At 72.7% G+C, this 24,759-nt stretch carries 16 protein-coding genes and 1 pseudogene; all 17 read left to right on the top strand.

What is annotated here, in order from left to right; all coding sequences use genetic code 11:
* Positions 1 to 31: 31 nt before the first annotated feature.
* Entirely contained in the window at positions 32 to 1,150 is a 1,119-nt protein-coding gene (locus tag ACF073_RS40540; RefSeq protein ID WP_392076565.1) for a beta-ketoacyl synthase N-terminal-like domain-containing protein, read from the top strand.
* 124 nt (positions 1,151 to 1,274) lie between these two features.
* Positions 1,275 to 1,550, top strand: a complete 276-nt coding sequence (locus ACF073_RS40535; RefSeq protein ID WP_392076564.1) for an acyl carrier protein — start codon at positions 1,275 to 1,277, stop codon at positions 1,548 to 1,550.
* Positions 1,547 to 1,981 carry a 3-hydroxyacyl-ACP dehydratase FabZ family protein gene (locus tag ACF073_RS40530; RefSeq protein WP_392076563.1) on the top strand — a complete coding sequence of 145 codons (435 nt, stop codon included), beginning with the start codon at positions 1,547 to 1,549 and terminating at the stop codon, positions 1,979 to 1,981. The genes ACF073_RS40535 and ACF073_RS40530 overlap by 4 nt, the downstream gene beginning before the upstream one ends.
* Positions 1,978 to 2,481 (top strand): 3-hydroxyacyl-ACP dehydratase FabZ family protein, encoded by a 504-nt coding sequence (locus ACF073_RS40525; RefSeq protein ID WP_392076562.1) that lies wholly within the window; start codon positions 1,978 to 1,980, stop codon positions 2,479 to 2,481. The genes ACF073_RS40530 and ACF073_RS40525 overlap by 4 nt, the downstream gene beginning before the upstream one ends.
* A 12-nt stretch (positions 2,482 to 2,493) precedes the next feature.
* Positions 2,494 to 3,252 carry a 3-oxoacyl-[acyl-carrier-protein] reductase gene (fabG, locus tag ACF073_RS40520; RefSeq protein ID WP_392076561.1) on the top strand — a complete coding sequence of 253 codons (759 nt, stop codon included), beginning with the start codon at positions 2,494 to 2,496 and terminating at the stop codon, positions 3,250 to 3,252.
* Positions 3,249 to 3,983: a 2-hydroxychromene-2-carboxylate isomerase gene (locus ACF073_RS40515; protein ID WP_392076560.1), complete on the top strand. Its 735-nt coding sequence runs from the start codon at positions 3,249 to 3,251 to the stop codon at positions 3,981 to 3,983. The genes fabG and ACF073_RS40515 overlap by 4 nt, the downstream gene beginning before the upstream one ends.
* A 291-nt stretch (positions 3,984 to 4,274) precedes the next feature.
* Positions 4,275 to 8,102, top strand: a complete 3,828-nt coding sequence (locus ACF073_RS40510) for an AMP-binding protein (RefSeq protein ID WP_392076559.1) — start codon at positions 4,275 to 4,277, stop codon at positions 8,100 to 8,102.
* On the top strand, positions 8,099 to 9,922 hold the full coding sequence (locus ACF073_RS40505; RefSeq protein ID WP_392076558.1) for an acyl-CoA dehydrogenase: 1,824 nt from the start codon (positions 8,099 to 8,101) through the stop codon (positions 9,920 to 9,922). The genes ACF073_RS40510 and ACF073_RS40505 overlap by 4 nt, the downstream gene beginning before the upstream one ends.
* Positions 9,919 to 10,224 (top strand): acyl carrier protein, encoded by a 306-nt coding sequence (locus ACF073_RS40500; RefSeq protein WP_392076557.1) that lies wholly within the window; start codon positions 9,919 to 9,921, stop codon positions 10,222 to 10,224. Before ACF073_RS40505 ends, ACF073_RS40500 begins: the two co-directional genes overlap by 4 nt.
* 47 nt (positions 10,225 to 10,271) lie before the next feature.
* Complete coding sequence (gene sbnA / locus ACF073_RS40495) at positions 10,272 to 11,255, top strand: 2,3-diaminopropionate biosynthesis protein SbnA (protein ID WP_392076556.1); 984 nt, start codon at positions 10,272 to 10,274, stop codon at positions 11,253 to 11,255.
* A 6-nt stretch (positions 11,256 to 11,261) separates the two neighbouring features.
* Positions 11,262 to 12,614: a condensation domain-containing protein gene (locus ACF073_RS40490; protein WP_392076555.1), complete on the top strand. Its 1,353-nt coding sequence runs from the start codon at positions 11,262 to 11,264 to the stop codon at positions 12,612 to 12,614.
* Positions 12,611 to 13,000, top strand: a pseudogene (locus tag ACF073_RS40485) (FkbM family methyltransferase); the annotation flags it as partial. The gene ACF073_RS40490 and the pseudogene ACF073_RS40485, both read left to right, overlap by 4 nt.
* The gene (locus ACF073_RS40480) at positions 12,918 to 13,481 is read left to right on the top strand and encodes an FkbM family methyltransferase (RefSeq protein WP_392076575.1); all 564 of its coding nucleotides are present in this window, start codon (positions 12,918 to 12,920) and stop codon (positions 13,479 to 13,481) included. The pseudogene ACF073_RS40485 and the gene ACF073_RS40480, both read left to right, overlap by 83 nt.
* A 113-nt stretch (positions 13,482 to 13,594) precedes the next feature.
* Positions 13,595 to 14,593, top strand: a complete 999-nt coding sequence (gene sbnB / locus ACF073_RS40475; protein WP_392076554.1) for a 2,3-diaminopropionate biosynthesis protein SbnB — start codon at positions 13,595 to 13,597, stop codon at positions 14,591 to 14,593.
* Between the two features lie 97 nt (positions 14,594 to 14,690).
* A complete protein-coding gene (locus ACF073_RS40470; RefSeq protein WP_392076553.1) occupies positions 14,691 to 14,909 on the top strand; it encodes an MbtH family protein in 219 nt (72 codons plus the stop codon).
* Positions 14,910 to 14,951: 42 nt separating this feature from the next.
* Positions 14,952 to 20,081, top strand: a complete 5,130-nt coding sequence (locus ACF073_RS40465) for an amino acid adenylation domain-containing protein (protein WP_392076552.1) — start codon at positions 14,952 to 14,954, stop codon at positions 20,079 to 20,081.
* The coding region (locus tag ACF073_RS40460; protein WP_392076551.1) for an amino acid adenylation domain-containing protein at positions 20,078 to 24,759 on the top strand (4,682 nt) is incomplete at its 3' end. The genes ACF073_RS40465 and ACF073_RS40460, both read left to right, overlap by 4 nt.

The following is a 24,759-nucleotide window of genomic DNA, read 5'->3' as shown; positions in this document are numbered from 1 at the left end:
TCCCGACCTTCACCGACAGGAGCAGACAGCGATGAGTGTCAGTCTTGCCACCGGCGCGGACCCGGACACCCTGGTCGTATCCGGCTGGTCGGCCGCCTCGCCTTACGGGCTCGGTGCCGAGGCCTTCGCCGAGGGGGTGCGGGAGAGCCGGGATGGCGTGCGCGCCGCGGACGACGCCCTCGACCTCGGCCCCTACGAACGGTCCGGGCACATCCCGGGTTTCGACATCCGGGCGGTGCTGGGCCGCAAGGGTACCCGGTCGATGGACCGGGCCACCGCGCTCGCCGTCGCCACCGCCGGGATGCTCCTGGAGCGGGCCGGCGGCGGGCTCGCCGAGGACGACCCGGAGGCCGTGGGCATGGTGCTCGGCACCGGGCACGGCAGCGTGCAGAGCATCATGGACTTCACCCGGGACTCCCTGACGGGCGACAAGCCCTTCCACGTCGACCCGGCCCTGTTCCCCAACACCGTGATGAACCGGGCCGCCGGCCAGAGCGCGATCTGGCACACCCTGCGCGGCCCCAACACCACGGTCGCGGGCGGCGCCCTGACCGGCCTGCTCGCCCTCAACTACGCGGCCCGGCTGCTGCGCCGGGGCCACTGCGAGGCCGTCCTGTGCGGCGCCGTCGAGGAGTTCTCCACCGAGCGTGCCTGGCTGGAGTACCGGGCCCGCGCATCGGGCCCCCACCAGCAGCCGACCGGGCCGCTCGGCGAGGGCTGCGCGCTCTTCCTGCTGGAGCCGCTCGGCCGGGCCCGCGCCCACGGTCGCCCCGCGCTCGCCACGCTGCTCGGCAGCAGCTTCGTCGCCTTCCACGCCCCGGAGCGTGCCACCAACGCGGTCATGCGTGCGGTCACCGAAGCCCTCAAGGAGGCCGACGTACGGCCCGACGAGGTTGCTCTGCTCGTGCCGTCCGACTGCGGTGGCCCGCTCGGCGGCCGTGAGGACGCGGCGCTCGCCTCGGTCTTCGGTGAGCATCAGCCGCCCCGGCTGCGCCTGCGCCACCTGCTCGGCGACCTGGGCGCCGCCTCCGCCTCCCTCCAGCTGGCAGCCGCCGTCACCGCGACGGAAGCGGACCGCCCCGTGCTCGTCACCTCGGTCGACCCCGACGGCCAGACCGGGGCGGTCGTCCTGCGCATCGGCGCGCGGTGACGCGGCGTGCGCCCTCGATGCGGGGCTAGGCGCGTAATTCGCCGCCGGTGGGCACCGCAGAGCCTCCCGGCGACGCCACCCGCTCCTGCACCTCTCGTACGCCAACCACCATTCGGAAGGACGCATGAACCCCATGTCCGACATCACCACCACAACCGTACTCGACAAGGAACAGCTGCGTGACCTGGTGGCCGACGTGCTCGATCTGGACATCGCCGAGGTCACCGACGAGGCCCACTTCACGGAGGACCTGGACGTCGACTCGCTGATGGCGCTGGAGATCACCGTACGACTGGAGAAGGAGTACGGCGTCAAGCTCGCCGAAGCCGAGCTGGCCTCGATCACCTCGCTGCACGGCACCTACGAACTGCTCGACCGCAAGCTGCGGGAGACCCGGTGAGCGCTGCCTCGCCACTGGGCGACCTCGAGCTGATCCGCACCGGCCCGACGGGCGCGCTCGGCGCCTTCGACGCACCGGAGGACGGCCCGGTGATGGCCGGGCACTATCCTGGATTCCCCGTGCTGCCCGGGGTGTTCCTCATCGAGGCCGCCGACCGCACGGTCCGTCAGTGGGCCAGGGACAATCCCGTCGCCGAGCCGTCCGGCGACGTTGTCCACACCGGCGAGGTGGAGCTGGTCGCCATGGACCGGTGCCGCTTCCACCGGCCCGTCTTCCCGGGCGACCGGGTGTTGGCCGACGTCACGGTCGCCGACAACGCGTCCGGCCTGCTGTTCAAGGCGGCCATCGCCACCAACCGCGGCAAGGTCGCCGACATCCGGCTGCGCTACCGCGTCCTGGACGGCCGGGACCAGGAAGAGGGCACCTCATGACGGCGTACGGCTTCGACCGCATCAAGAACACCATTCCGCACCGCGGGGAGATCCTCCTGGTCGACCGCGTCACACAGGTGACGCCGGGCGAGAGCCTGACCGCGCTCAAGGCGGTCTCCGGCAATGAGCCCTGCTACGCGCCTCTCGGCCAGGACGCCGCACCTGCCGACTACGCCTATCCCACCTCCCTGGTGATCGAGTCCTGGGCCCAGTCGGCGGTGCTGCTGTCCGTGTGGGAAAACCCCAACCCGGACGTGCTGGCCGGAAAGGTCGAACTCGCCGGCGCCCTCAACGAGGTGACCTTCGGCGTGCGGGTCCACCCCGGTGAAGTCCTGGAGCACCGGGTGCGCCTGGTGAAGTCCGTCGACGAGACGGCAATGCTCGCGGGCGAGACGTACGCCGCCGGCGGTGAGGTACTGCGCATCGGCTCCTTCGTGGTGGCGCTGCGTGATGTTTCGGAACTGCTGCAGGCGCCCGAACGCGCCCTGTCGAAGGTATGAGGAGACGACGTGATGTCCGTAGCGAGTGACACCCACGGCGACAAGGTCGCCCTGGTCACCGGAGGGTCCCGCGGCATCGGCCGCGCGGTCGTCGAACGGCTGGCCCGCGACGGTTACGACATCGGCTTCTGCTACCGCTCCGACGCCCAGGCCGCCGCCCTGGTGGAGAAGGAGGCGCGCGAGCTGGGCCGCCGGGTGCTCTCCCGGCGGCTGGACGTGACCGACCGCGCCCAGGTGCGGGACTTCATCACCTCGGCCGAGGACGAGCTGGGCCCGGCGTCTGCCGCAGTCACCTCGGCTGGCATCACCCGCGACAACCCGCTGGTGCTGATGCCGGACGAGGACTGGGACGCGGTGCTGCGCACCAACCTGGACGGCACCTACAACCTCTGCCGTGCGGTGGCCTTCTCGATGATCAAGCGGGGCGGCGGTGCCGTCGTCACGCTCTCCTCGGTGGCCGGGGTCGCGGGCAACGCGGGCCAGACCAACTACTCGGCGTCCAAGGCGGGGATCATGGGCTTCACCCGGTCCCTGGCGAAGGAGGGCGGCCGGCACGGCATCCGGGCCAACACGGTCGCGCCCGGCTTCATCGACACCGACATGACCTCGGTGCTGCCGCCGAAGGTGTCGAAGGAGATGCTGGGCCGCATCCCGTTGAAACGGTTCGGCCGCCCGAAGGACGTCGCCGCGCTGGTCTCCTTCCTGGTCTCGCCCGAGGCGTCGTACATCACAGGCCAGGTATTCCAGGTCGACGGCGGCATCGCGCTGTGAGCGGCACGGCGGGCGGGGGCCGCCGCACCCGGCGGCCCCCGCGCTTCTACTTCTCGCTGCGCAGTCCCTACTCCTGGCTCGCCTACCGGGACCTGACGGCCCACCACCCGCGTCTGGCGGCCGCCCTGGAGTGGGTACCGTTCTTCGAGCCGGACGAGCTGAGCCGCAAGCTGCTCGACGAGGCCGGCGGGTCCTTCCCCTACACCCCGATGAGCCCGGAGAAGCACCGCTACGTCCTCCAGGACGTGCGGCGTCTGGCCGCCGAGCGAGGGTTGTCGCTGAGCTGGCCCGTGGACCGCGAGCCGGTATGGGAGGTGCCGCACCTCGGCTATCTGGCCGCGGTCAGGCACGGCATGGGCCCCGAGTACATCGCGCTCGCCGCCCGGGCCCGCTGGGAGCTCGGGCAGGACATCTGCGACCGGTCGGTGATCGGTGGCTTCGGTGCACGACTCGGCCTCGAAGACGAGGAGTTGGCGTCGGCGTCGGATGATCCCGAGCTGCGTGCCGAGGGCGTGCGGGTGCTGCTGGAGATCCAGCGCGACGGCGTCTTCGGAGTGCCGTTCTTCGTCGACCACTACGACAAGTATTGGGGCGTCGACCGGCTGCCCGCCTTCGTGGCGGCGCTCACCAGCCGCTCTCCCGGACTCACGGAAACCCCGGCCGACCCGGGGGGTGCGCTCACCGAGCCCGAGCGGTCCGTCGACGACGGCCACGCGGGCGGATGCGGCTGAGCCGCCCTTGCGGCTGACCGGGTCCGGGCCGCCGTATGCCACAGCTCCCCCCCTTGGCCGCGTACGGCATCCACGGCCGCCGTACGTCACCGCCCCGCCGGCGCCGTACGGCGGCCGTCGCGGTCCGGTCGGACCGAAAGCTGTCCGCCACCCGCCGTTTCGAACCGATCCGCCCCTCCCGATGCCCGGAAGGCCGCATATAGGTGCCGCATAGCGGGCGCCGGTTGGGTGAACGACATACCGCTGCTGTGCGACCGCGGCCCCACCAGCCGCAGAGGGTGAGTAGTTGGGGTGACCGACTTCGAGAGCTTCGTCAGCGCGCTGCGCCGCAGGGCCGCACGAAAGCCCGATCACAGCGCCGTCCGGTTCAGTACCGGACCGGCCGAGGAAAGCCTGACCTACGCGGAACTGGACCGGGCCGCACGGTCCGCGGCCCAGTGGCTGCGTGGGCGGGTGGCGACCGGCGACCGGGTGCTGGTGTCCTGCGGTCCCGGCACCGGGTTCGTCCGGGCCTTCCTCGGCTGCCTGTACGCGGGCGCCGTGCCCGTCCCGGTGCCGCTGCCCGGTGGCTTCGGACGCCAGGCGGCCCGTACGGCGACGATCGCTGCGGACACCGGGGCTCGGCTGGTACTCACCGACGCGGCGAGTCTGCCCGCCGTGGAGCGCTGGCTGGAGGGGGAGCGGACGGCGCTCGCCGGGATCACAGCCGCCGCAGTGGAGTCCGCCGAGCGCGCCGGGGACGCGACGGCCTGGGCCGAACACGTCGTTGAGCCGGACGAGTTGTGCTTTCTGCAGTACACCTCCGGGTCGACCGGCGATCCGAAGGGCGTGATGGTCCCGCACGGCGCGCTGACGCACAACCTGCGGCTGATGCGCGACAGCCACGGCTGGCACGGCGGCATGACCTGGTGCAGTTGGCTGCCCGCCTACCACGACATGGGCCTGATCGCGATGCTGCTCGCCCCGCTGTGTCTGGGCGGGACCGCGGTGATGATGTCGGCGACCGAGTTCCTCAAACGGCCGGTCTCCTGGCTGCGGCTGATCGCCCGGCACAGGGCGGACATCAGCTGTGCGCCGAACTTCGCGTACGACCTGTGCGCGCGCCGCCTCACCGAGGAGCAGACCACCGGGCTGGACCTGTCCCCCTGGCGCTACGCCTGCAACGGCGCGGAGCCCGTCGACGCCGCGACCCTCGCCCGCTTCGCAAAGCGGTTCGCGGGCGCGGGCTTCTCGGCGCGCTCCCTGCTGCCCGGCTACGGCCTCGCCGAATCCACGCTCTACGTCTCCGGCACGCTGGTGGACGAGCCGCCGACGGTGCTGCGTGCGGACGCGGGGGCCCTGGCCGAAGGCCTGGTGACGCAGGCGGAGGGCCGGTCCGGTGGGGCGGTGCAGGAGCTGGTGAGCAGCGGGGTGGTGCGCGGCCTTGACGTGCGTGTCGTGGCCGCCGACACGGGTGCGGTGCTGCCCGACGGCCGGGTCGGCGAGATCTGGATCCGCGGCGGCAGCGTGGCGCTCGGCTACTGGAACCGCCCGGCCGAGACCGAGCGGACGTTCCGCGCGGTCACGGCCGACGGTGCCGGGCCGTTTCTGCGCACCGGTGACCTGGGGGCGCTGCGCGACGGCCACCTCTATGTGACCGGCCGACTGAAAGAAATGATCATCGTGCACGGCCGGAACCTGTATCCGCACGACGTCGAGTGCGAACTGCGCGACATCGACCCGGCCTTCGGCGACCTGCCCGCCGCCGTCTTCGCCTCCCGGCCCGGCGGCTCCGCCGCGGAGGAGGTCGTCGCCGTCCAGGAGGTCCACAGCCGCGGCGTCCCCACCGAGACCCTCGCCGCCCTGGCCCGCACCGCCCGCGCCCGCCTGGCCCAGCGCCTGGGCGTCCGGGTCGGCGGCGTGGTCCTCGTCAAACCCGGCCGTATCCAGCGCACCACGAGCGGCAAGATCCGGCGAACGCTGATGCGCACTCTGTTCGAAGAGGCCCAACTGTCCACGCTGCACGAGGAGTTGTCACCGCAGCTGCGCGCGGCCTTCCGCAGCGAGGGGGATCCCGCCGACGCGGCACCCGACCTTGCCGCTACCCCACCGGGGAACACCGCAGGTGCGGAGGGCACAGGGGCCAGGGGGATGCGGACGGCAGACGAACCGGCACCTCGCGGGCCGGCCGGCGCTCCTCGCTCGGAGGTGGCCGCCGAGGCCCACGAGCCCATCGAGCCGCCGTCCGACGGCCGGACGAATGGCGTCGGCATGTCGGCGGGCAGCGTGGCCCCGCGCTGCGGGGTCGGCCGGGGCGCGAACGAGCTGCGAGTGCCGCCTGTGGTCGAGGGCGAGGTATGGGATCCGTACGCGCTCGGCCAGGAGCTGGAGATGCGGCTCGGGGACCCGAGGGACGGGCGGCAGCTGTTCTCCTACCAGGGCAGTGCGCAGGCCGACCGGGCGGAGGAGTTCCCGGAGGGCGTGTGCCGGGAGCTGGACGCGTCGGGGCTGCCCCGGTGGTTCGTGCCCGCCCGGTTCGGTGGCGAACTGCGCAGCGCCGAGGAACTGTCGCAGCTCATCCGGATCCTGGCCCGGCGGGATTTCACCGTCGCGCTCGGCCACGCCAAGACCTATCTGGGTGCCGTGTCGGTCTGGCTGGCCGGGCGGCCGGAACAGGCCGGCGCTCTCGCGTCACGGGTCTGCGAGGGGGCCGTCGTCTCCCTCGCGCTCACCGAGCGGGCCCACGGCAGCGACCTGCTCGCCGGCGAGCTGCGCGCCGAGCGCACCGCGGGCGGGTGGCGGCTGGACGGCGAGAAGTGGCTGATCAACAACGCCGGACGGGCCGAGTTCGTGTGCGTCCTGGCGCGCACCAGGCCGGACGGCGGCAGCCGCGGCTTCAGCCTGTTCCTCGTCGACAAGGCGGGGCTGGCTCCCGGCACCTGGCGATCCCTTCCGCGCGTCCCCACCCACGGCGTGCGCGGCGCCGACATCAGCGGCATCGCCTTCGACGGCGCCGAACTCCCCGCCGACGCGCTGGTCGGCGCCGAAGGGGCGGGCCTGGAGATCGTCCTCAAGGGCTTCCAGATCACCCGCACCCTGTGCTCGGCGATGTCCCTCGGTATGGCCGACCACGCCCTGCGCATCGCCATCGGCTTCGCCCGCACCCACCGGCTCTACGGCCGCCCCCTGGACCACCTTCCGCACGCCGCGCGGACCATCGCCGAGGCCTACGCCGACCTGCTGGCCATGGAGGCCGCGAGCCTCGTCGCGACCCGCTCCGTGCACACGCTGACCGACGAGCTGAGCGCGGTCTCCGCGGTGGTGAAGTACCTCGTGCCCACCCTCGGCGACGAGGTCATCGGCGCGCTGCGCGGACTGCTCGGCGCCCGCGCCATGCTGGTCGAGGACTTCGCCGACGGCGCCTTCCAGAAGCTGGAGCGCGACCACCGGATCGTGGGCATCTTCGACGGCAGTACGGCCGTCAACCTCAACTCGCTGATCAACCAGTTCCCGGTGCTCGCCCGCGGCTACCGCAAGGGCCTCGCCGACCGGGACGGGGTCGCGGCCGCCGCCCGCCTCGACGGCCCGCCGCCGGAGCTGGACCACGACCGGCTCACGTTGTACGCCCGCGCGGGTGTGAGCGTCGTGCAGTCCCTGCCGGAGGCGGTGCGCCGCGTCAAAGAGCTGGCCCCGCCCTCCGTGGCCGAGCGGGCCGTGCGGCTGCTCGCGCTCGCGGACGAGGTGCACGAGGAACTCGCCGCACACCGGCACAGCGCCCGTGCCGTCCCGGAGACGGCGTTCGCCTCCGCCGGCCGGTACGCCCTGGTGTACGCCGGCGCCGCCGGCCTCCACCTCTGGCTGGAGAACCGGGGCCGTGCCCTGCCCGACGGCCCGCTGCACGACGCGGCCTGGCTGGACGCCGTACTCGCCCGGCTGCTGAGCCGCCTGACCGGCACGCCCGACCTGGACGACGCCGATGGACCGGCCCTGGACGCCCTGCTGCCCGCACTGCAAACCCAACACGAGCGGGGGCTGCTGTTCTCCCTGCTGCACTGTCCGCTGGCCGAGGCCACCAGTGCCACGAGCGGCGCAGCCGCCGGCCGGCCGACCCCCACCGCCTCACCCAAGGACGCGGCATGACGGACCTGTCGACCACGAGCGCCACGGAGGTCCGCGCGGCCGGCGCCCGGCCTGACCCCGCCCTGGAGCGCCTCGACCGCCTGGAGACCCTGCTCGGCGACCCGTACGACCCCGCCAACCCGCTCGGCTCGGCGGCCGTCCTCGAAGCCGACGAGCGCGGCGAGCTGCCCGCGGACGGCGAGAGTGCGCTGGCCGCGTACGGGTTGGGAGCCGAGTTCGCGCCGGCCGCGCTCGGCGGCCGCTTCGAGCGTTCCGACCGGTTCGCGCTGCTGATGCGGGCGATCTTCCGCCGGGACTGTGCCCTGGGCATCGGTCACGGCGTCACCAGCTTCATCGCGGGGTTGCCGATCTGGTCGGACGGAAGTGCCGGGCAGCAGCAGCGGGCGGCCGATCTGCTCTGCGCAGGCGGCCGGATCGTCGCCGCCTACACCGAGCTCGACCACGGCAGCGACTTCACCCGGATCTCGCTCGCCGCGCGCCCCGCGGCCGACGGTGGCTATCTCCTCGACGGTGGCAAGCAGCTGGTCAACAACATCGGCCGGGCCGAGGCCGCCGTGCTCTTCGCCCGAACCGACGAACGGCCCGGCAGCCGCGGCCACTCGCATCTGCTGGTCGACCTCGACGCCCTGCCTGCGGGGCACGTCGACCGTAGTGTCCGCTATCCCACCTCCGGGGTCCGCGGCTGTCTGCTGGGGGGCGCACGCTTCGACTCCTGCCCCGTCCCGGCCGACGCCCTGCTCGGCGAGGAGGGTGGCGCCATGGAGACCGTACTGAAGGCCTTCCAGGTGACCCGCTGTGTACTGCCGGGCATGGTCGTCGGTGTCGGCGACAGCCAGCTGCGCACGGTCCTCGCCTTCGCCAGGAAACGCCAGCTGTACGGAGCCTCGGTGAGCGCGCTGCCGCTGCCCCGCTCGGTGCTCACCGACGCCTTCGTGGACCTGCTGATCTGTGACGCGCTGTCCATGGTCGCCGCCCGCACCCTGCACCTGCGGCCCGCCGAGGCGAGCGTGCGCTCGGCGGCGGTGAAATACCTCGTGCCCAAGCTGCTCCAGGAGAACTCCTACCGGCTCGGCGTGGTGCTGGGCGCCCGCAGCTACGTACGCGAAGGGCCGTACGCGGCGTTCCAGAAGGCGGCGCGCGACCTGCCCGTGGTGGCGCTGGCGCACGCCAGCGGCGCGGTGTGTCTGGCGAACATCGCTCCGCAGCTACCCCGGCTCGCCGAGCGCTCCTGGCAGCCGGCGCTGGACGCTCATACAACTGGCCAGGACGGCGACGAGGCGCTGTTCCGCCTGCACGACCCGCTGCCCCCGCTCGACTTCGGCCGACTGGAGCTCACCACACGCGGGGCCGACGGTCTGGCTGGCCGGCTCCCCCTGTTCGCCCGGGACCTGGCCAGACAGGCGGCCATCCGTCCCGAGCTGGCCGAACTTGCCTCTCTAGCCGCTGAGTTCAGTGACGCGCTCGTCGACCTGGCGCGCCGCAGCGCCGCCCTGCCGCCGCTGGAGCGGACCCCGGTCGCCGGGCGCCGCTCTTTCCTGCTGGCCGAGCGGTATGTGCTGCTGCTCGCGGTCGCCGCCTGCCTGGGCGTCTGGCGGACGGCGCGGCGCTCCGACGGTTTCCTCGCCGACCCGCTATGGGCCACGGCGGCGCTGCACCGGCTCGCCGGGCGGCTCGGCCCGCGCCGCGGGCCGCTGTCCCAGGCCGCCGCCGGGGCGCTCTTCGATGAGCTGTCCGCGCGCCACGACGACGCCCGCACCTTCGACCTGTTCCGCACCCGGCTCGCCCCGCGGGCCGTACTCGTCAAGGGAGTTGCCCCGTGATCGAATCCTCCGTGACCGACACCGCTGCCGACGGCACATCAGCCGCCCGAGACCTCGCCACCTCGCCGCAGGCCATCCGCAGCTGGCTCGTCGACCGGGTCGCCTACTACCTCGAACGCACTCCGGCCGAAATCGACGCAAGCGCCGAACTCGCCGAGCTGGGCCTGGACTCCGTGTACGCCCTGAACCTGTGCGGTGACGTCGAGGACCGCTTCGGCCTCGTCGTGGAGCCCACCATGGCCTGGGACCACCCGACCATCGACGCGATCACCGCCCACCTTGCCGCCGAGCTGGCCCACTAGACACCGGCCCATTTCCGCACCGCTTCTCCGGGAAGGGGCGAACAGCCATGCCCGAGAAAACGTTCCCTGGCATTCTGTCAACCGTAGGAAACACCCCGCTCGTCGCATTCGAAAAATTGCTACCGGGCCTGGGCTCCCGCGTGTTCGGGAAGATCGAGAGATGCAATCCGGGGGGCAGCATCAAGGACCGATCCGCGCTCGGCATGCTCTTCGCGGCCATCCGCAACGGCGACGTGGAGCCGGGCCGTTCGGTGATCGTCGAGTCGAGTTCCGGCAATCTCGCTGTCGGACTCGCGCAGATCTGCCGGTACTTCGGACTGCGCTTCATCTGTGTGGTGGACGGCAAGACCACCGGGCAGAACCTCGCCATCCTCAAAGCCTTCGGCGCCGAGGTGGAGGTGGTGACCGAACGCGACCGGCTGACCGGCGAATTCCTGCCGGTCCGGCTGCGCCGGGTGCGCGAGTTGGTCGACCGGATACCGGACTCGTACTGGCCCAACCAGTACTCTAGCCTGCTCAACCCCAAGGCCCACGAGACGACCATGCGGGAGATCGAGGAGGCCCTGGACGGCAAGGTCGACTTCCTCTTCTGCTCGGTCAGCACCTTCGGCACCCTGCGCGGATGCCGGGACCACATCAGAGCGCGCGGTCTGGACACCACCATTGTCGCCGTCGACGCGATGGGCAGCGCGATCTTCGGTCTGGAGTCCACCCAGCGCCTGATACCGGGGCACGGAGCGTCCGTGGTACCGCCGCTGATGGATGCCTCGGCCGCCGACGAGGTGGTGCACATCTCCGACCTGGAGTGCGTCACCGCCTGCCGTCGGCTCATCGACCGGGAGGCGGTCCTCGCGGGCGGCTCGTCCGGTGCCACCGTGGCGGCACTGTGGAAGATCAGGCACCGCATACCTGATGGCTCGAACTGCGTCCTCATCCTCCCCGACGGCGGCGACCGCTATCTCGACACCATCTACTCGGACTCCTGGGTGCGCGAGAACTTCGGCGACGTCGCACACCTGTGGAAGGGGTGAACGCGGATGCTCATGTCCACCGGCCAGGAGGCGCTCTGGCTCGCCCACCGGATCGATCCGGACAGCTCCGCGTACAACGTCGTCCTCGCGGTGCGGCTGCGTGGCCGCGTCGACACCGAGGTCCTGCAGCGGGCGCTGACAGCGCTCGTCGAACGGCACGAACTGCTGCGCTCCCGCTTCCCCGCCACCGACGAGGGGCCCGTACGGCTGCTCATGGCGCCCGAGTCGGTGCGGCTCGAGGTGCGGGAGGTGCCGGACACCGACGAGGAGAGGCTGTTCCGGCTCGCCCGGTGGGCGGGCGAGGAGTCGTTCCGCATTATGGAGTCCGGGGCGTTCCGCGCGGTGCTGCTGCGCCGGGCGCCCGACGACGCGGTGCTGGTCACCGCCGCCCACCATCTGGTCAGCGACGCCACCTCACAGTGGTTGCTGGTACGCGACCTGTTCGCCGAGTACGGCGCCCGCACCGGGCAGGGCGCACCCGCCGCCGCGCCCGGTGCGGTCACGCCCTGGGACGAACAGGTGTGCGCCGAGCGGGACTTCGTCGTCTCACCGCGCGGACAGCGGGCCGCCGCGTACTGGCAGGACGTGTGCGCCGGCGTCCAGGCGGCGGAGCTGCCCACCGACCGGCCGCGGCCGGCGCAGCGCACCCTCAACGGCGCCACCCACGAGATGAAGCTGGACACGGCGACGGCGCATCGGCTGCGGGAAGCGGCCGCGGACCGGGGCGTCACTCCGTTCGCGTGGCTGCTCGGCACCTTTCAGTCCGCCCTGAACCGTTGCGGCGCCGGCGACGGCTTCCTCATCGGCTGCCCGGCCACCACACGGTTCACGCCCGGCACCCGGGAGGCGGTCGGCTACTACGTCAACGCGCTGCCGGTCGTCGGGCGGTTCACCTCCGCGACGACGCTGCTGGAGGTCATCGAGTCGGCGCAGCGGCAGCTGCGCACCGGGATGGCACACGCCCGCCATCCCGTGGAGCTGCTGGCCGGCGGGCCCTCGCGCGGGCCGCTGTTCCGGATCTCCTGCACCCTGTTGGCCGCGGACCGGCTGCCGGTGCCCGGGCTGTACGAGGGGCCGGTGCGGCTCGGCGGGCTGCGGGCCGAGCTGTGCGACGTGGCGCAGCAGGAGGGACAGCTCGACCTGACCGTTGAGGTGCTCCAAGGTGCCAACGGCTTCCGGGCGGTGCTGCGCTACAACACCGACCTGTTCGACGCGGCCACGATCGAACGGTTCGGGGAGACCTGGCACCGCCTGCTCGACACCTCCCTCGACACCCCCGGCACCCGCGTGGCCGACGTGTCCCTCGTCGCCTACGACGATCTGGCCTTCCTGCTCGCACTCGGGTCGGGGGCGGCATGAGCGCCTCAGGAGGGACCGGCCCCGAGGCGACGGTCCCCCGCCTCGGCGGTCCCATGCGGCAGCAGTTGCCCGACGGCCCCGCCGTGTGGTGCACCAACGGCCCCGCGGCGGGGGCCATGTGGCGGGAGATGCTGCCGCCGGGGGCGTACGACCGGGCGGCACGCGGGCTGCGGGACGGGGGCACGGTCGTCGACGTCGGCGCCAACATCGGGCTGCTGTCGGTTCTCTGCGCGCGCCCCCGGCGGCACGTCCGCGTCATCGCGGCCGAGCCGGCGCCCGCGCTGCACGCCTGCTTGGTGCGCAATCTCGCCGAGCACGCGGCGCCGGGCTGGGAGGCAGAGTGCGCGGCCGTCGCGGACCGCCCCGGCCGGGCTGCGCTTCACGTACTACCCCGAGGCCCCCGGCAACTCTGGCCTCGACGCCGACCGGACCGCCGACGACGAGATCAGCCTGATCTTCCTCCGCAACAGCGGGGTGGCTCCCGAGGACGCCGCCGAAATGGTCGAAGGCCTGCACGAGGGCGTCGAGTGCACTGTCCCCGCCCTGACTGTCTCCGACCTGCTGCGCCGCCACGCCGTCTCGCGCGTCGACCTTCTCAAGGTCGATGTCGAACGCGCGGAACTGGACGTCCTGCGTGGCATCGAGGACCTCCACTGGCCCTTGATCCACACGGTGGTGGTCGAGGTCCACGACAGGCCGGCCGCCTCACCGCCGTCCAGAACCTGCTGCACCGCCACGGCTTCACGCTGGAGGTGCACCAGGATCCTCTGCTGGCGGGCACGGGCCTGTACGAGCTGGAGGCCGTGCGGGAGTGATGACCGCGTCGGCACCGGGCGCAGCGGCACGGGACGTATAGGGCGCATATAGCACCGGAGCCCACCATCGCTGCATCACCACAGGCGCTGCCCTGCCGCCTCCGGCCTGTTCTTGCCATCACTGCCGGCCCTTGTCCTCGCTCGTCCCGCAGAGAGGGAACCCCCATGCTGATCCTCCGGCGCACCGATGTGGCGGATGTGCTGTCCGGCCGGGAGACGGAGATCACCCATCTCGTCGCCGACACCTACCGGCTGCACGATGCCGGGCAGACGGCCCTGCCGCATTCGACGTTCCTGCGCTTCCCCGAGGAGCACCACCGCAGCGACCGGATCATCGGACTGCCGGCCTACCGCGGCGGCGAGCGCCCGGCGGCCGGGATGAAGTGGATCGCCTCCTTCCCTGGCAACATCGCCGCCGGCATCGAGCGGGCAAGTGCCGCCATCGTGCTCAACTCCCTCGACCGCGGCCGCCCGGTCGCGTTCGTCGAGGGCGCCGTGATCTCGGCCAAACGCACCGCCGCGAGTGCCGCGCTCGCCGCTGCGGAGCTCACCGCCGAGCGGCCCCCGGCCTCCGTGCTGCTGATCGGCTGCGGCGTGATCAACCTGGAGATCCTGCGTTTCCTGGCCGCCGCCCTGCCCGGGCTGCGCGAGGCAGCCCTGTACGACACCGACCCGGCCCGCGCCGAGGCGTTCGCGGACCGCTGCGCCGAGGCCGCGCCCGAAGTGAAGGCCCACCCGGTGACCGACCTGGCGGCGGCCCTCGGCGAGCACCGTCTGGTGTCGCTGGCCACCACCGCGGCCACTCCGCACATGGACCTAACTGCATGCGGCCCGGACACCACCGTGCTGCACGTCTCGCTGCGCGACCTGACGGCTGGGGCGATCCTCGGCGCGGCCAACGTGGTCGACGACACCGACCACGTCTGTCGCGAGCGCACCTCGCTCGACCTGGCCCAACAAGCCACCGGGAACCGGGACTTCGTCGCCGCCGAGATCGGCGCGCTGCTGCGCGGCACCGCGATCCTGCGCCGCGTCCCGGAACGGCCCGTCGTCTATTCCCCGTTCGGCCTGGGCGTGCTGGACATCGCGCTGGCCGAGTACGTGCGCGAAGAGGCCGAACAGCGCGGGCTCGGCGTACGCGTCGAGGACTTCCTGCCGGCTTGAACGTCACGCCGGCTGCCCGCCTGCGGTCGTCCCCCTTGGGCACCTTGCCCACCCTGCCCGACTCCACCCGTCCACTCGTATGCCTGAAGGAGTTCCCATGACCACCGAGCAGACCGAAGGCCCCCGCCAGCGCGTGGTGTTCAACGACGAGGAGCAGTACTCGCTGTGGCCCGTCGGGCGGGGGCTGCCCGCCGGCTGGCACGCCGAGGGCACCGAGGGATCCCGGGAGGAGTGCCTGGCCCGGATCGCAGAGGTGTGGACCGACATGCGCCCGCTGAGCCTGCGCCGCCGCATGGACGAGTCCTCCGCGGCCTGAGTCCGCCACCGCCCGACACCCAGGTCTGTGACAGGAGTTGCCGTGAACGCCGAACTGCTTCCGGAACGCTTCGCCGAGCAGGCGTTCCGTACGCCGCAAGCTGTTGCCGTCGTCGACGGCGCCCGGGCGGTGACGTACGAGGAGCTGGACCGTGCGTCCGCCCGCATGGCCCGCTGCCTTCGGAACCTGGGCGCAGGGCCCGAGACGCTCGTCGGGCTGAGCCTGCCCCGCGGGCTCGACCTGGTGGTCGCGCTGCTGGGCGTGTGGCGGGCCGGGGCGGGCTACGTCCCGCTCGACCCCGCCCAGCCCTCGGCGCGGCTGTCGGACCTGATCCGCGACTCCGGGGCGGGCCTGGTGCTGGCCGCACCGGAGCTGGACGCCGCCGTGCGCGAGGCCGGCGCCCGCCGCGTCGATCCCGATGAGCTTCCCGAGGGCGGCGACGATTCCGGGGACGTCGCCGCCGCGGGCCCCGACAACGTCGCGTACGCCATCTTCACCTCCGGCTCCACCGGCCGCCCCAAGGCCGTGGTCGTCACCCACGCGGGCATCGCCCGCCGGGTCGGCTGGACCGTGGAGCGGCACGGGCTCGGTCCCGGCGAGCGGGTGCTGCAGAAGACGACCGTCGGCTTCGACGCGGCCGGCTGGGAGATCTTCGCCCCGCTGGTCTGCGGGGGCACCGTGGTGCTGGCCCCGGCGGGTGCCGAGCGGGACCCGGCGGCGCTGCTGCGCGCGGTCGGCGACTTCGGGGTGACCGTGCTGCAGGTGGTGCCGTCCGTACTGCGGCTGCTGGTGGCGGAGGACGGCTGGGAGCGCTGCGGCGCGCTGCGGCTGCTGTTCTCGGCCGGCGAGCCCCTGCATGCCGAATTGGTCGCCCGGTTGCGGGAGAAGGCCAGCGAGGGCGTCGAGGTGTGGAACACTTACGGCCCGACCGAGTGCTCCATCGACGTCACCGCGCAGCAGGCCGACCCGTCGGTCACCACTGGCGCGGTGCCCATCGGCCGGCCGCTGCCCGGCACGAAGCTGCTCGTCCTCGACGCGAACGGCGCCCCGGTGCCGGTGGGCGTCCCCGGCGAGCTGTACGTCGGCGGCCCGCAGGTCGCCCGCGGCTACGCCGGCCGCCCCGACCTGACCGCCGAGCGGTTCGTGCCGGACCCGTACGCCACCGAGCCCGGCGGCCGCCTCTACCGCACCGGCGACCAGGTGCGCTGGCGTGCCGACCACACCCTGGAGTACCGGGGCCGCCTCGACGACCAGGTGAAGGTCAGCGGGGTGCGCATCGAGCCGGGCGAGATCGAGGCCGCGCTCGTAGCCCACCCGTCGGTCACCGGCGCGGTCGTCACCACGTATCCGGCCGAGGACGGCGGCAAGCGGCTGGCCGCGCATCTGACGGCGAGCGCCGCCGTGGACACCGCCGAGCTGCGCGTGTTCCTGGCCGGGCGGCTGCCCGACAGCCATGTTCCGTCCTTCTTCCACACGCTCGACGCCTTCCCGCAGCTGCCCAACGGCAAGGTGGACCGCGCCGTGCTGCGTGGCCCCGAGGAGATCGCCGCCGCCCGGCAGCCGGAGTATACCGCCCCGCGCGACGCCGCAGAAGAGATGGTGGCGGGCGTCTGGGCCGAACTGCTCGGTAGGGAGCGCGTCGGCGCATTCGACGACTTCTTCGCCCTGGGCGGCACATCCCTGCAGCTGACCCGGCTGGGGGCGCGACTGCGTGCCGCGTCCAGCGAGAAGGTCTCGCTGCGAGGCCTGTTCGGAGCCACGACGGTCGAGGCCCAGGCCAAGATGCTCACCGCGCCCCCGGCCGGGACGCAGGACGACCCGACGACCACCACCACGACCACGACCCGGACCGCCGCAACGGCCGACGCCCAGACCGATCAGCCCGGCACCACCGCCGACGCCCGGCTCGCCCCGGCCCACGACGAGCCCGAGGTCCTGCCGGTGTCGCGGTCCGGTGAACTTCCGCTGTCCTCCGGGCAGCGGCGTCTGTGGTTCCTGGACCGGATGCACCCCGGCAGCCCCGAGTGGGTGGCCCCGCTGTTCCTGCGGCTGCCCGCCGAGCTGGCACCGGAGGCGGTGGGGCGCGCCCTGGACGCGTTGGCCACCCGGCACGAGCCGCTGCGCACCCGGTACGTCGCCGATGGTGGCGAGCCCCGTCAGATCATCGGCGAACCGGGTGCAGCCCGGGTCGAGCTGCGCGTTGAGGACGCCGGGCGCGCCGAGGTGCCCGCGCTGTTCGGCGAGCAGTTCGCGCGCGGCTTCGACCTGGCCGAGGGGCCGTTGTGGCGGGCGCTGCTGGTGTGGCTGCCCGGCGAGGACCACTTGTTGCTGCTGACGCTGCACCACATCACCTGCGACGGCTGGTCGACGGTGGTCTTGGACCGCGAGCTGCGGGAGCTGTGCGCCGCGTATCAGGACGACCGCGAACCCGAACTGCCTGCTCTGACCCTGCAGTACGCCGACTACGGCGCCTGGCAGCACGCCCGGCTGACCGAGGAGGTCGTCGAGCGCGAGCTGGCCCATTGGCGGCCCGCCCTGGACGGCATCGCCCCGCTCGACCTGCCGGCAGACCGTCCCCGTCCCGCGGTCCGCGACCCGCGCGGCGCGATGGTCCGCTTTCGGGTCCCGGCCGAGACGGCCGCCGGCCTCGCCAAGTTGGGCCGTGCACACGGGGCGACCCCGTTCATGACGCTGCTGACGGCGTACGCCACGCTTCTGGCCCGCTACAGCGGCCAGTGGGACGTGCCCGTCGGCACCCCGGTGGCGGGCCGCACCCGGCCCGAGACCGAGAACATGGTCGGCTTCTTCCTCAACTCCCTGGTGGTGCGCTGCGCACTGTCCGCCGAACTGACCTTCACCGAGGCCCTGCGGCGGGTCCGGGACACCGCCCGCACGGCCTTCGTCCACCAGGAACTGCCCTTCGAGCGGCTCGTCGACGAGCTCCAGCCCGAACGCGACCTGTCCCGCACGCCGCTCTACCAAGCCGCCTTCGACCTGCACAGCGAGGGCGTGACCTCCGTCGTCACCGACGACTCGGACCTGGCGGCGTTCACCGAGGTCTGGCAGGTGGCGAAGACCGACCTGTCGCTGTTCATGCGGCAGACCCCCGAGGGCGCCCTGGACGGTGTCCTGGAGTACGCGACTTCGCTGTTCGAGCGGGCCACCGCCGAGCGGATGGCCGGCCACTTCCTCACTCTGCTCGACCGGGTCGCGCAGCACCCCGGGACGCCCCTCGGCGAGCTGGAGCTGCTCGGCGACGACGAGCGCCGTCTGCTGGTCACCGAGTGGAACGACACGGCGTACGAGCACGACGGGCGCACCGTCGTCGAGCGCTTCGAGGAGCAGGCCCGTGCCGCCCCCGAGCGCACCGCCCTGGCCTTCGGCGCCCGAACCGTCCCGTACGGGGAGCTGAACACCGCCGCCAACCGGCTCGCCCACCAACTGCGCACCCTGTGCGACGGCGCCGAGTCACGCGTCGCGGTCCTGCTCGACCGGGGCCCTGACCTGGTGACCGCGCTGCTCGCGGTGTGGAAGGCCGACAGCGCCTACGTTCCGGTCGACCCGTCGTACCCGGCGGAGCGCATCGCCGCGATGTGCGAGGCGGCCGGGGTACGGGTGGTGGTGACCTCCTCGGCGTACGAGCAGCGGTTCACCGCGCCCGGGCTGCGGGTGCTGCGGGTGGACGCCGACGCAGCCGAGATCGCCGTACGCCCTGCCGACGCGCCCGCACGCACCAGGGACCTGGACCGGCTGGCGTACACCGTCTTCACCTCGGGCTCGACCGGCACGCCCAAGGGCGTCGAGGTCACCCACCGGGGGCTGACCAACCATGTGGCGTGGGCCGCGCGGGAGCTGGCCGGACGGGACTACGGCGGCGCGGCGCTGTTCTCCTCGGTCGCCTTCGACCTGGTGGTGCCGAACCTGTGGGCGCCCCTGGTCACCGGCCAGCGGCTGGTCCTGCTGCCGCAGGACACGGACATGTCCGAGCTGGGCAAGCGCCTTGCGGAGGCCGCCCCGTTCAGCTTCCTGAAGCTGACGCCGGGGCATCTGGACATCCTCGCCCACCAGCTCTCCCCCGCCCAGGCGGGCGCCCTCACCCCGGTCATGGTGGTGGCGGGCGAGCCGTTCACCCGTGACACGCTCACGCGCTGGCGGGAGCTGGCCCCGGACACGACACTGATCAACGAGTACGGGCCGACCGAGGCGTCTGTCGGAACCTCGGTCCACCCCGTGCCGCCCGAGGGCGCCGGGCCGGTTCCGGACGTCCTGCCGATCGGGCGACCGCTGCCCAACATGACGATGTACGTGCTGGACGCGGCGATGCGGCCGGTCCCGGTCGGCGTGGCCGGGGAGCTGTACGTGGGCGGCACGGGTGTCGCCCGCGGCTACGCGGGCCGGCCCGAGCTGACCGCCGAGCGGTTCGTACCCGACCCGTACGCCGGCGAGCCCGGCGCCCGCCTCTACCGCACCGGGGACCTGGTCCGCCGGCTGCCCGACGGCGCCGTGTCCTTCCTGGGCCGGCTCGACGACCAGGTCAAGATCCGCGGCTATCGCGTCGAACTCGGCGAGATCAAGGCCGTGGTGGCGGCACACCCCGCGGTGCGCGAGGCGGTGGTCGTCGTCCACCGGCCGGAGGGCGGCGAGCCCGCGCTGGCCTGCTACGCGGTGCCCGCCGAGCCCGGCACCGAACTGCCCGACCTCGCCGCGCACTGCGCGTCGCGGCTGCCGGAGTACATGATCCCGGCGACCTTCACCGCGCTGGAGGCCGTCCCGGTCAACGCCAACGGCAAGGTCGACCGCAGGGCGCTGCCCGCACCCGGGCTGCCCGGCGGTGACGCGCACGTCCCGCCGCGCGGTCCGGTCGAGGAGGCCGTCGCGGAGATCTGGGCCGAGCTGCTCGGCGTCCAGGCCGGGGCGCACGACAACTTCTTCCACATCGGCGGCAATTCGATCCTCGCGATCCGCCTGATCTCCCGGATCCAGCAGGAGTACGGGATCGACTTTGCCGTCCGCACGGTCTTCGAGGGCCCGACGGTCGCCCAGCTCGCGGCCGTCGTCGAGGAGCGCGTCGCCGCAGAGGTGGCCGCGCTGTCCGACACCGAACTGCTGAACGCCGTCGGCACCCTTCCCACCGCCGACACCACATCGCGGACCAAGGAGCACCTGGCATGAGCACCGGGAACATGGACACGCCTGTCGTCTCGGGCACCGATGCCGACGCGCTCCGTGCTGAGCTGCTGCGCCGCCGCCTTGCCGGCGGCAGTGCCGCCGCACCGCGCCGTACGGGGATCCCGCGCGCCGACCGCAGCGCCCCGCTGCCGCTGTCGTACGGACAGCAGCAGATGTGGTTCCTCAGCCGGCTGGAGCCCGACAGCCCCGAGTACCTGGTGCCGCTGGTGCTGCGGCTGCGCGGCCCACTGGATGCCGACGCCCTGGATCTGGCCTGGCAGGGGGTGGTGGAGCGGCACGAGATCCTCCGCACCCGCTACGTCCTGCGGGACGACGAGCCGGTCCAGGTCGTCGACGCCCCCCGCCCGCTGCCGCTGGCGCGTTCTCGGGCCGTGGATGACAAGGCGGCGCACGCCCTGGTCGAGGCAGACCTGTCCCGCACCTTCGATCTGGGCCGCGACTGGCCGGTGCGCGGGCGGCTGATCCGGCTGTCCGCCGACGAGCACGTGCTCGCCATGGCCTTCCACCACATCGCCTGCGATGCGTGGTCCACCCAGGTCCTAGGCCAGGAGCTGAGCGAGCTGTACAACGGCACGGCCCCGGCCCCGCTCGCCGTGCAGTACGCCGACTACGCGGCCTGGCAGCGCGAGCAGCTCACCCAGGACGTGATGACACGGCACATCGAGTACTGGACGGACCAGCTGGCGGACCTCCCTCCGCTCGATCTGCCCGCGGACCGACCGCGTCCAGCGGTGCGGGATGGTGCGGGCGCCACGGTGCCGTTCGAGGTGCCGGAACCGCTCGCGGCCCGGCTGCGCGAGCTGGCGGCCGCCCAGGACAGCACGCTGTTCATGCTGTTCCTCGCCGCCTACCAGACCCTGCTGGCCCGCTACACGGGCCGCACCGACATCGCCGTCGGCACCGTGGTCTCCGGCCGCGGACGCTCGGAGCTGCAGCAGCTGATCGGCTACGGCATCAACACCCTGGTGATGCGCGGCGACCTGTCCGGCGACCCGGCGTTCACCGAGCTGCTGGCCCGCACCCGCGCCACGGTTCTGGACGCCTACGACCACCAGGAGCTGCCCTTCGCCCGGGTCGTCGAGGCGATCGGGCCGGAGCGCGACCTGTCGCGCACCCCGCTGTTCCAGGTCGCGTTCACCCTGCACGGCGACCGGGATGCCGCGTTCGTGCTGCCCGGCATCGAGGTGTCACCCTTCGAGGGCTCGGGACAGGTCGCCAAGTTCGACCTGGACCTACAGCTGCGCGAGGGCGCGGGCGGCTCGCTCGGCGGGCACCTGGAGTACGCGACGGCGCTGTTCGACCGTACGACGGTGGAGCGGTTCTGCAGCCATCTGCTGCGCCTGCTCGCCGGCATCGCCGCTGCCCCCGGAGCACAGCTGTCCGCGCTGGAGATCATCGGGGACGAGGAGCGGGCCGTGCTGATCCGCCCGGCCGAACAGCCGGGCACGGTGACCCGTCGTGTGCACGAGCTGTTCGAGGAACAGGCCACGCGCACCCCGGACCACGTCGCCGTCTCCTTCGGGGGCACCACTCTGACGTACGCCGAACTCAACGCCCGCGCCAACCGCATCGCCCATGCCCTGATCGCCAAGGGGGCCGGCCCGGAGACCCTGGTTGGGCTCAGCCTGGAGCGCGGCACCGAGCTGATCCCCGCCCTGCTCGGCATCCTGAAGTCCGGTGCCGCGTACCTGCCGCTGGACCCGGCGAACCCCGCGGACCGGATCGCCTACATCGTGGACGATGCGCAGGCACCCGTCGTCGTCACCACGCGCGCCCACGCCGGGCTGTTCGCGGGGGAGTTGCTGCTGCTCGACGGGGACGAGGACCTCATCGCGGCGCAGCCCGACACCGATCCGGCCGTCGCCGGCAGTCCGGAGAACCTGATCTACACGATCTACACCTCGGGTTCGACCGGCAGGCCCAAGGGAGTCGCGCTCACCCACGGCAACGTGGTCCGCCTCATGGACCGCGGCCACGAGCACTTCGCCTTCACCGAGACGGACGTGTGGACGCTGTTCCACAGCTACGCCTTCGACTTCTCCGTGTGGGAGATGTGGGGAGCGCTGCTGTACGGCGGGCACCTCGTCGTCGTCCCGGACTCGGTCGTGCGCTCGCCCGAGGAGTTTCTCGACCTCCTGGTGCGCGAACGGGTCACGTTCCTGAACCAGACGCCGACCGCATTCCGCGCCCTGATCGGCACCGACGCGGAGCTGGCCCTGCGCGCGGTGGTCTTCGGGGGCGAGAAGCTGGAGGTGTCCGATATGCGGCCGTGGGCCGAGCGGTTCGGTCTCGACCGGATCGCCCTGGTCAACATGTACGGGATCACCGAGACCACCGTCCACACCACCTACCACCGCGTGACCGGGCAGGACCTGGAGGCGCAGGCGGCCAGTCCGGTCGGCCGGCCGCTGGCGGACCTGAGCGTCCGTCTGCTGGACAGGGACGGCCGGCCCGTGCCGCTGGGCGTATCCGGTGAGATCTGCGTGGGTGGCGCCGGTGTGGCGCGCGGCTACCTCAACCGGCCGCGGCTGACCGCGGAGCGGTTCGTGCCCGACCCGTACGGGCCGCCCGGATCCCGCCTGTACCGAAGCGGTGACCTGGCCCGCCGGCTGGCGGACGGCAGCCTGGAGTTCCTGGGCCGCATCGACGACCAGGTCAAGGTCCGGGGCTTCCGCATCGAACCCGGTGAGATCGAGACCTCGCTGGCCGCCCACCCGGACGTGCGGGACGCGGTCGTGCTGGTGCGCGAGGACACTCCCGGCGACGAGCGGCTGGTCGCATATGTGACCGCGGCCGACGGGGCGGTGCCGACTCCGGGTGCCCTGCGCTCCCACCTGGCCGGCCGGCTGCCCGAGTACATGGTCCCGGCGGCGTTCGTCGTCCTGGACGCGCTGTCGTTGACCACCAACGGCAAGCTCGACAAGCGGGCCCTGCCCGCGCCCGGCCGGGAGGCCCTGGGACCGACGGGCTCCGTCGCCCCCCGCACGGTCACCGAGGAGCGCATCGCCGTCGTGTGGGCGGAGGTCCTGGGCCTGGAGCAGGTCGGCGTCGAAGACGGCTTCTTCGAGCTGGGCGGGCATTCCATCCGTGCCGTCGCCCTCGTAGGACGGCTGCGGGCCGCCGGCTACGACCTCGCGGTGCGCGACGTCTTCGAGCACCGCACCGTCGCCCGCATCGCCGAACTGGTCACCGGCCGCCCGGCGCCGACCGACACCGGCCGCACGGCGGAGCCCTTCTCGCTGATCACGGCTCAGGACGCGGCCCGGCTCCCGGAGGGCGTCGCCGACGCCTACCCGTTGTCGCAGGTGCAGCTCGGCATGGTCGTGGAAATGCTCACCGACGACGGCAGGCACCCGTACCACAACGCCACGTCGTTCCGGATCCGCGACGAACAGCCGTTCTCCGCCGAGGCGCTGCGCGAGGCCGCCGCCGCGGTCGCCGCCCGCCACGACGTCCTGCGCACCTCCTTCGATCTCACCGGCTACTCCGTACCGATGCAGCTGGTGCACGCGACCGCGGAGCTGCCCATCGGTGTACGTGACGTCTCCCATCTGTCCGAGGACCAGCTCCTGGCCGAGCTGCGGGAGTTCGTCCGGTGGGAACGCGCCGCCCTGTTCGATCTGACGACGCCACCGCTGTTGCGCCTGCACGCGCACGTGGCCGGTGACGGAAGCTGGTGGATCACCAACACCGAGTGCCACGCGATCCTGGACGGCTGGAGCCACCACTCGCTGCTGATGGAGATCCTGGAGGAGTACGGCCGTATCCGCGACGGCCGGGAGTCCTCCGGGTCCGGCGCTCCGGCCGTCCGGTTCGCCGACTTCATCGCCGCGGAACTGGACGCCCTGGACTCGGAGGAGTCCCGCGCCTACTGGCAGTCCGTCGTCGACCGCTACCCGCCGCTGGCCGTGCCCGCCGCGTGGCACGGCGACCCGGACGACGCCGGCGCCCCCCATCGCGTCCCCGTGCCCTTCCACGAGCTGGAGGACAGGCTGCGCGCACTGGCCGCCAAGGCGGGCTCCTCGCTCAAGAGCGTGCTGCACGCGGCTCACCTCAAGACGCTCAGCATGCTCACGGAGCAGGAGCGCTTCTTCACCGGTCTGGTCTGCAACGCACGGCCCGAGGTGCTCGGCGCCGACCGGGTCTACGGCATGCACCTGAACACGCTGCCGTTCGCGTACGACCGTTCCGCGGCCACTTGGCGCGAGCTGGTCACCGCCGTCTTCGCCCGCGAGGTCGAGCTGTGGCCGCACCGCGCCTACCCGATGCCGGCCATCCAGCGGGAACTCGCCGACGCCGAACGGCTGGTCGAGATGCGGTTCAGCTACCACGACTTCGACCAGGTCGACCACGACCAGGTCGACTACCTGGCGAGCATCGACGACAGCCCCACGGAGTTCCCGCTCGGCGTCTCGGCCCGCATCGGCCACCTCGTCCTCACCGCCTCCCCGCGTGCCCTGAGCCGCAGCGCCACGGACCGGCTCGCCCAGATGCTGCGCCAGGTCCTGGAGGCGATGGCCGCGGATCCCGAGGGCGACGCCCAGGTCACCTTCCTGCCCGAGGGTGAGCTGGAGCGGCAGCTGGTGACCTGGAACGACACTGCGCACGAGGCCGAGACCGCCTCCGTGCTCCAGCTGTTCGAGGCGCAGGCCGCCCGCGT

The sequence above is a fragment of the Streptomyces sp. NPDC015171 genome (assembly GCF_043079545.1).
GTDB lineage: Bacteria > Actinomycetota > Actinomycetes > Streptomycetales > Streptomycetaceae > Streptomyces.
This window is presented reverse-complemented; position numbering and strand designations above follow the sequence as displayed.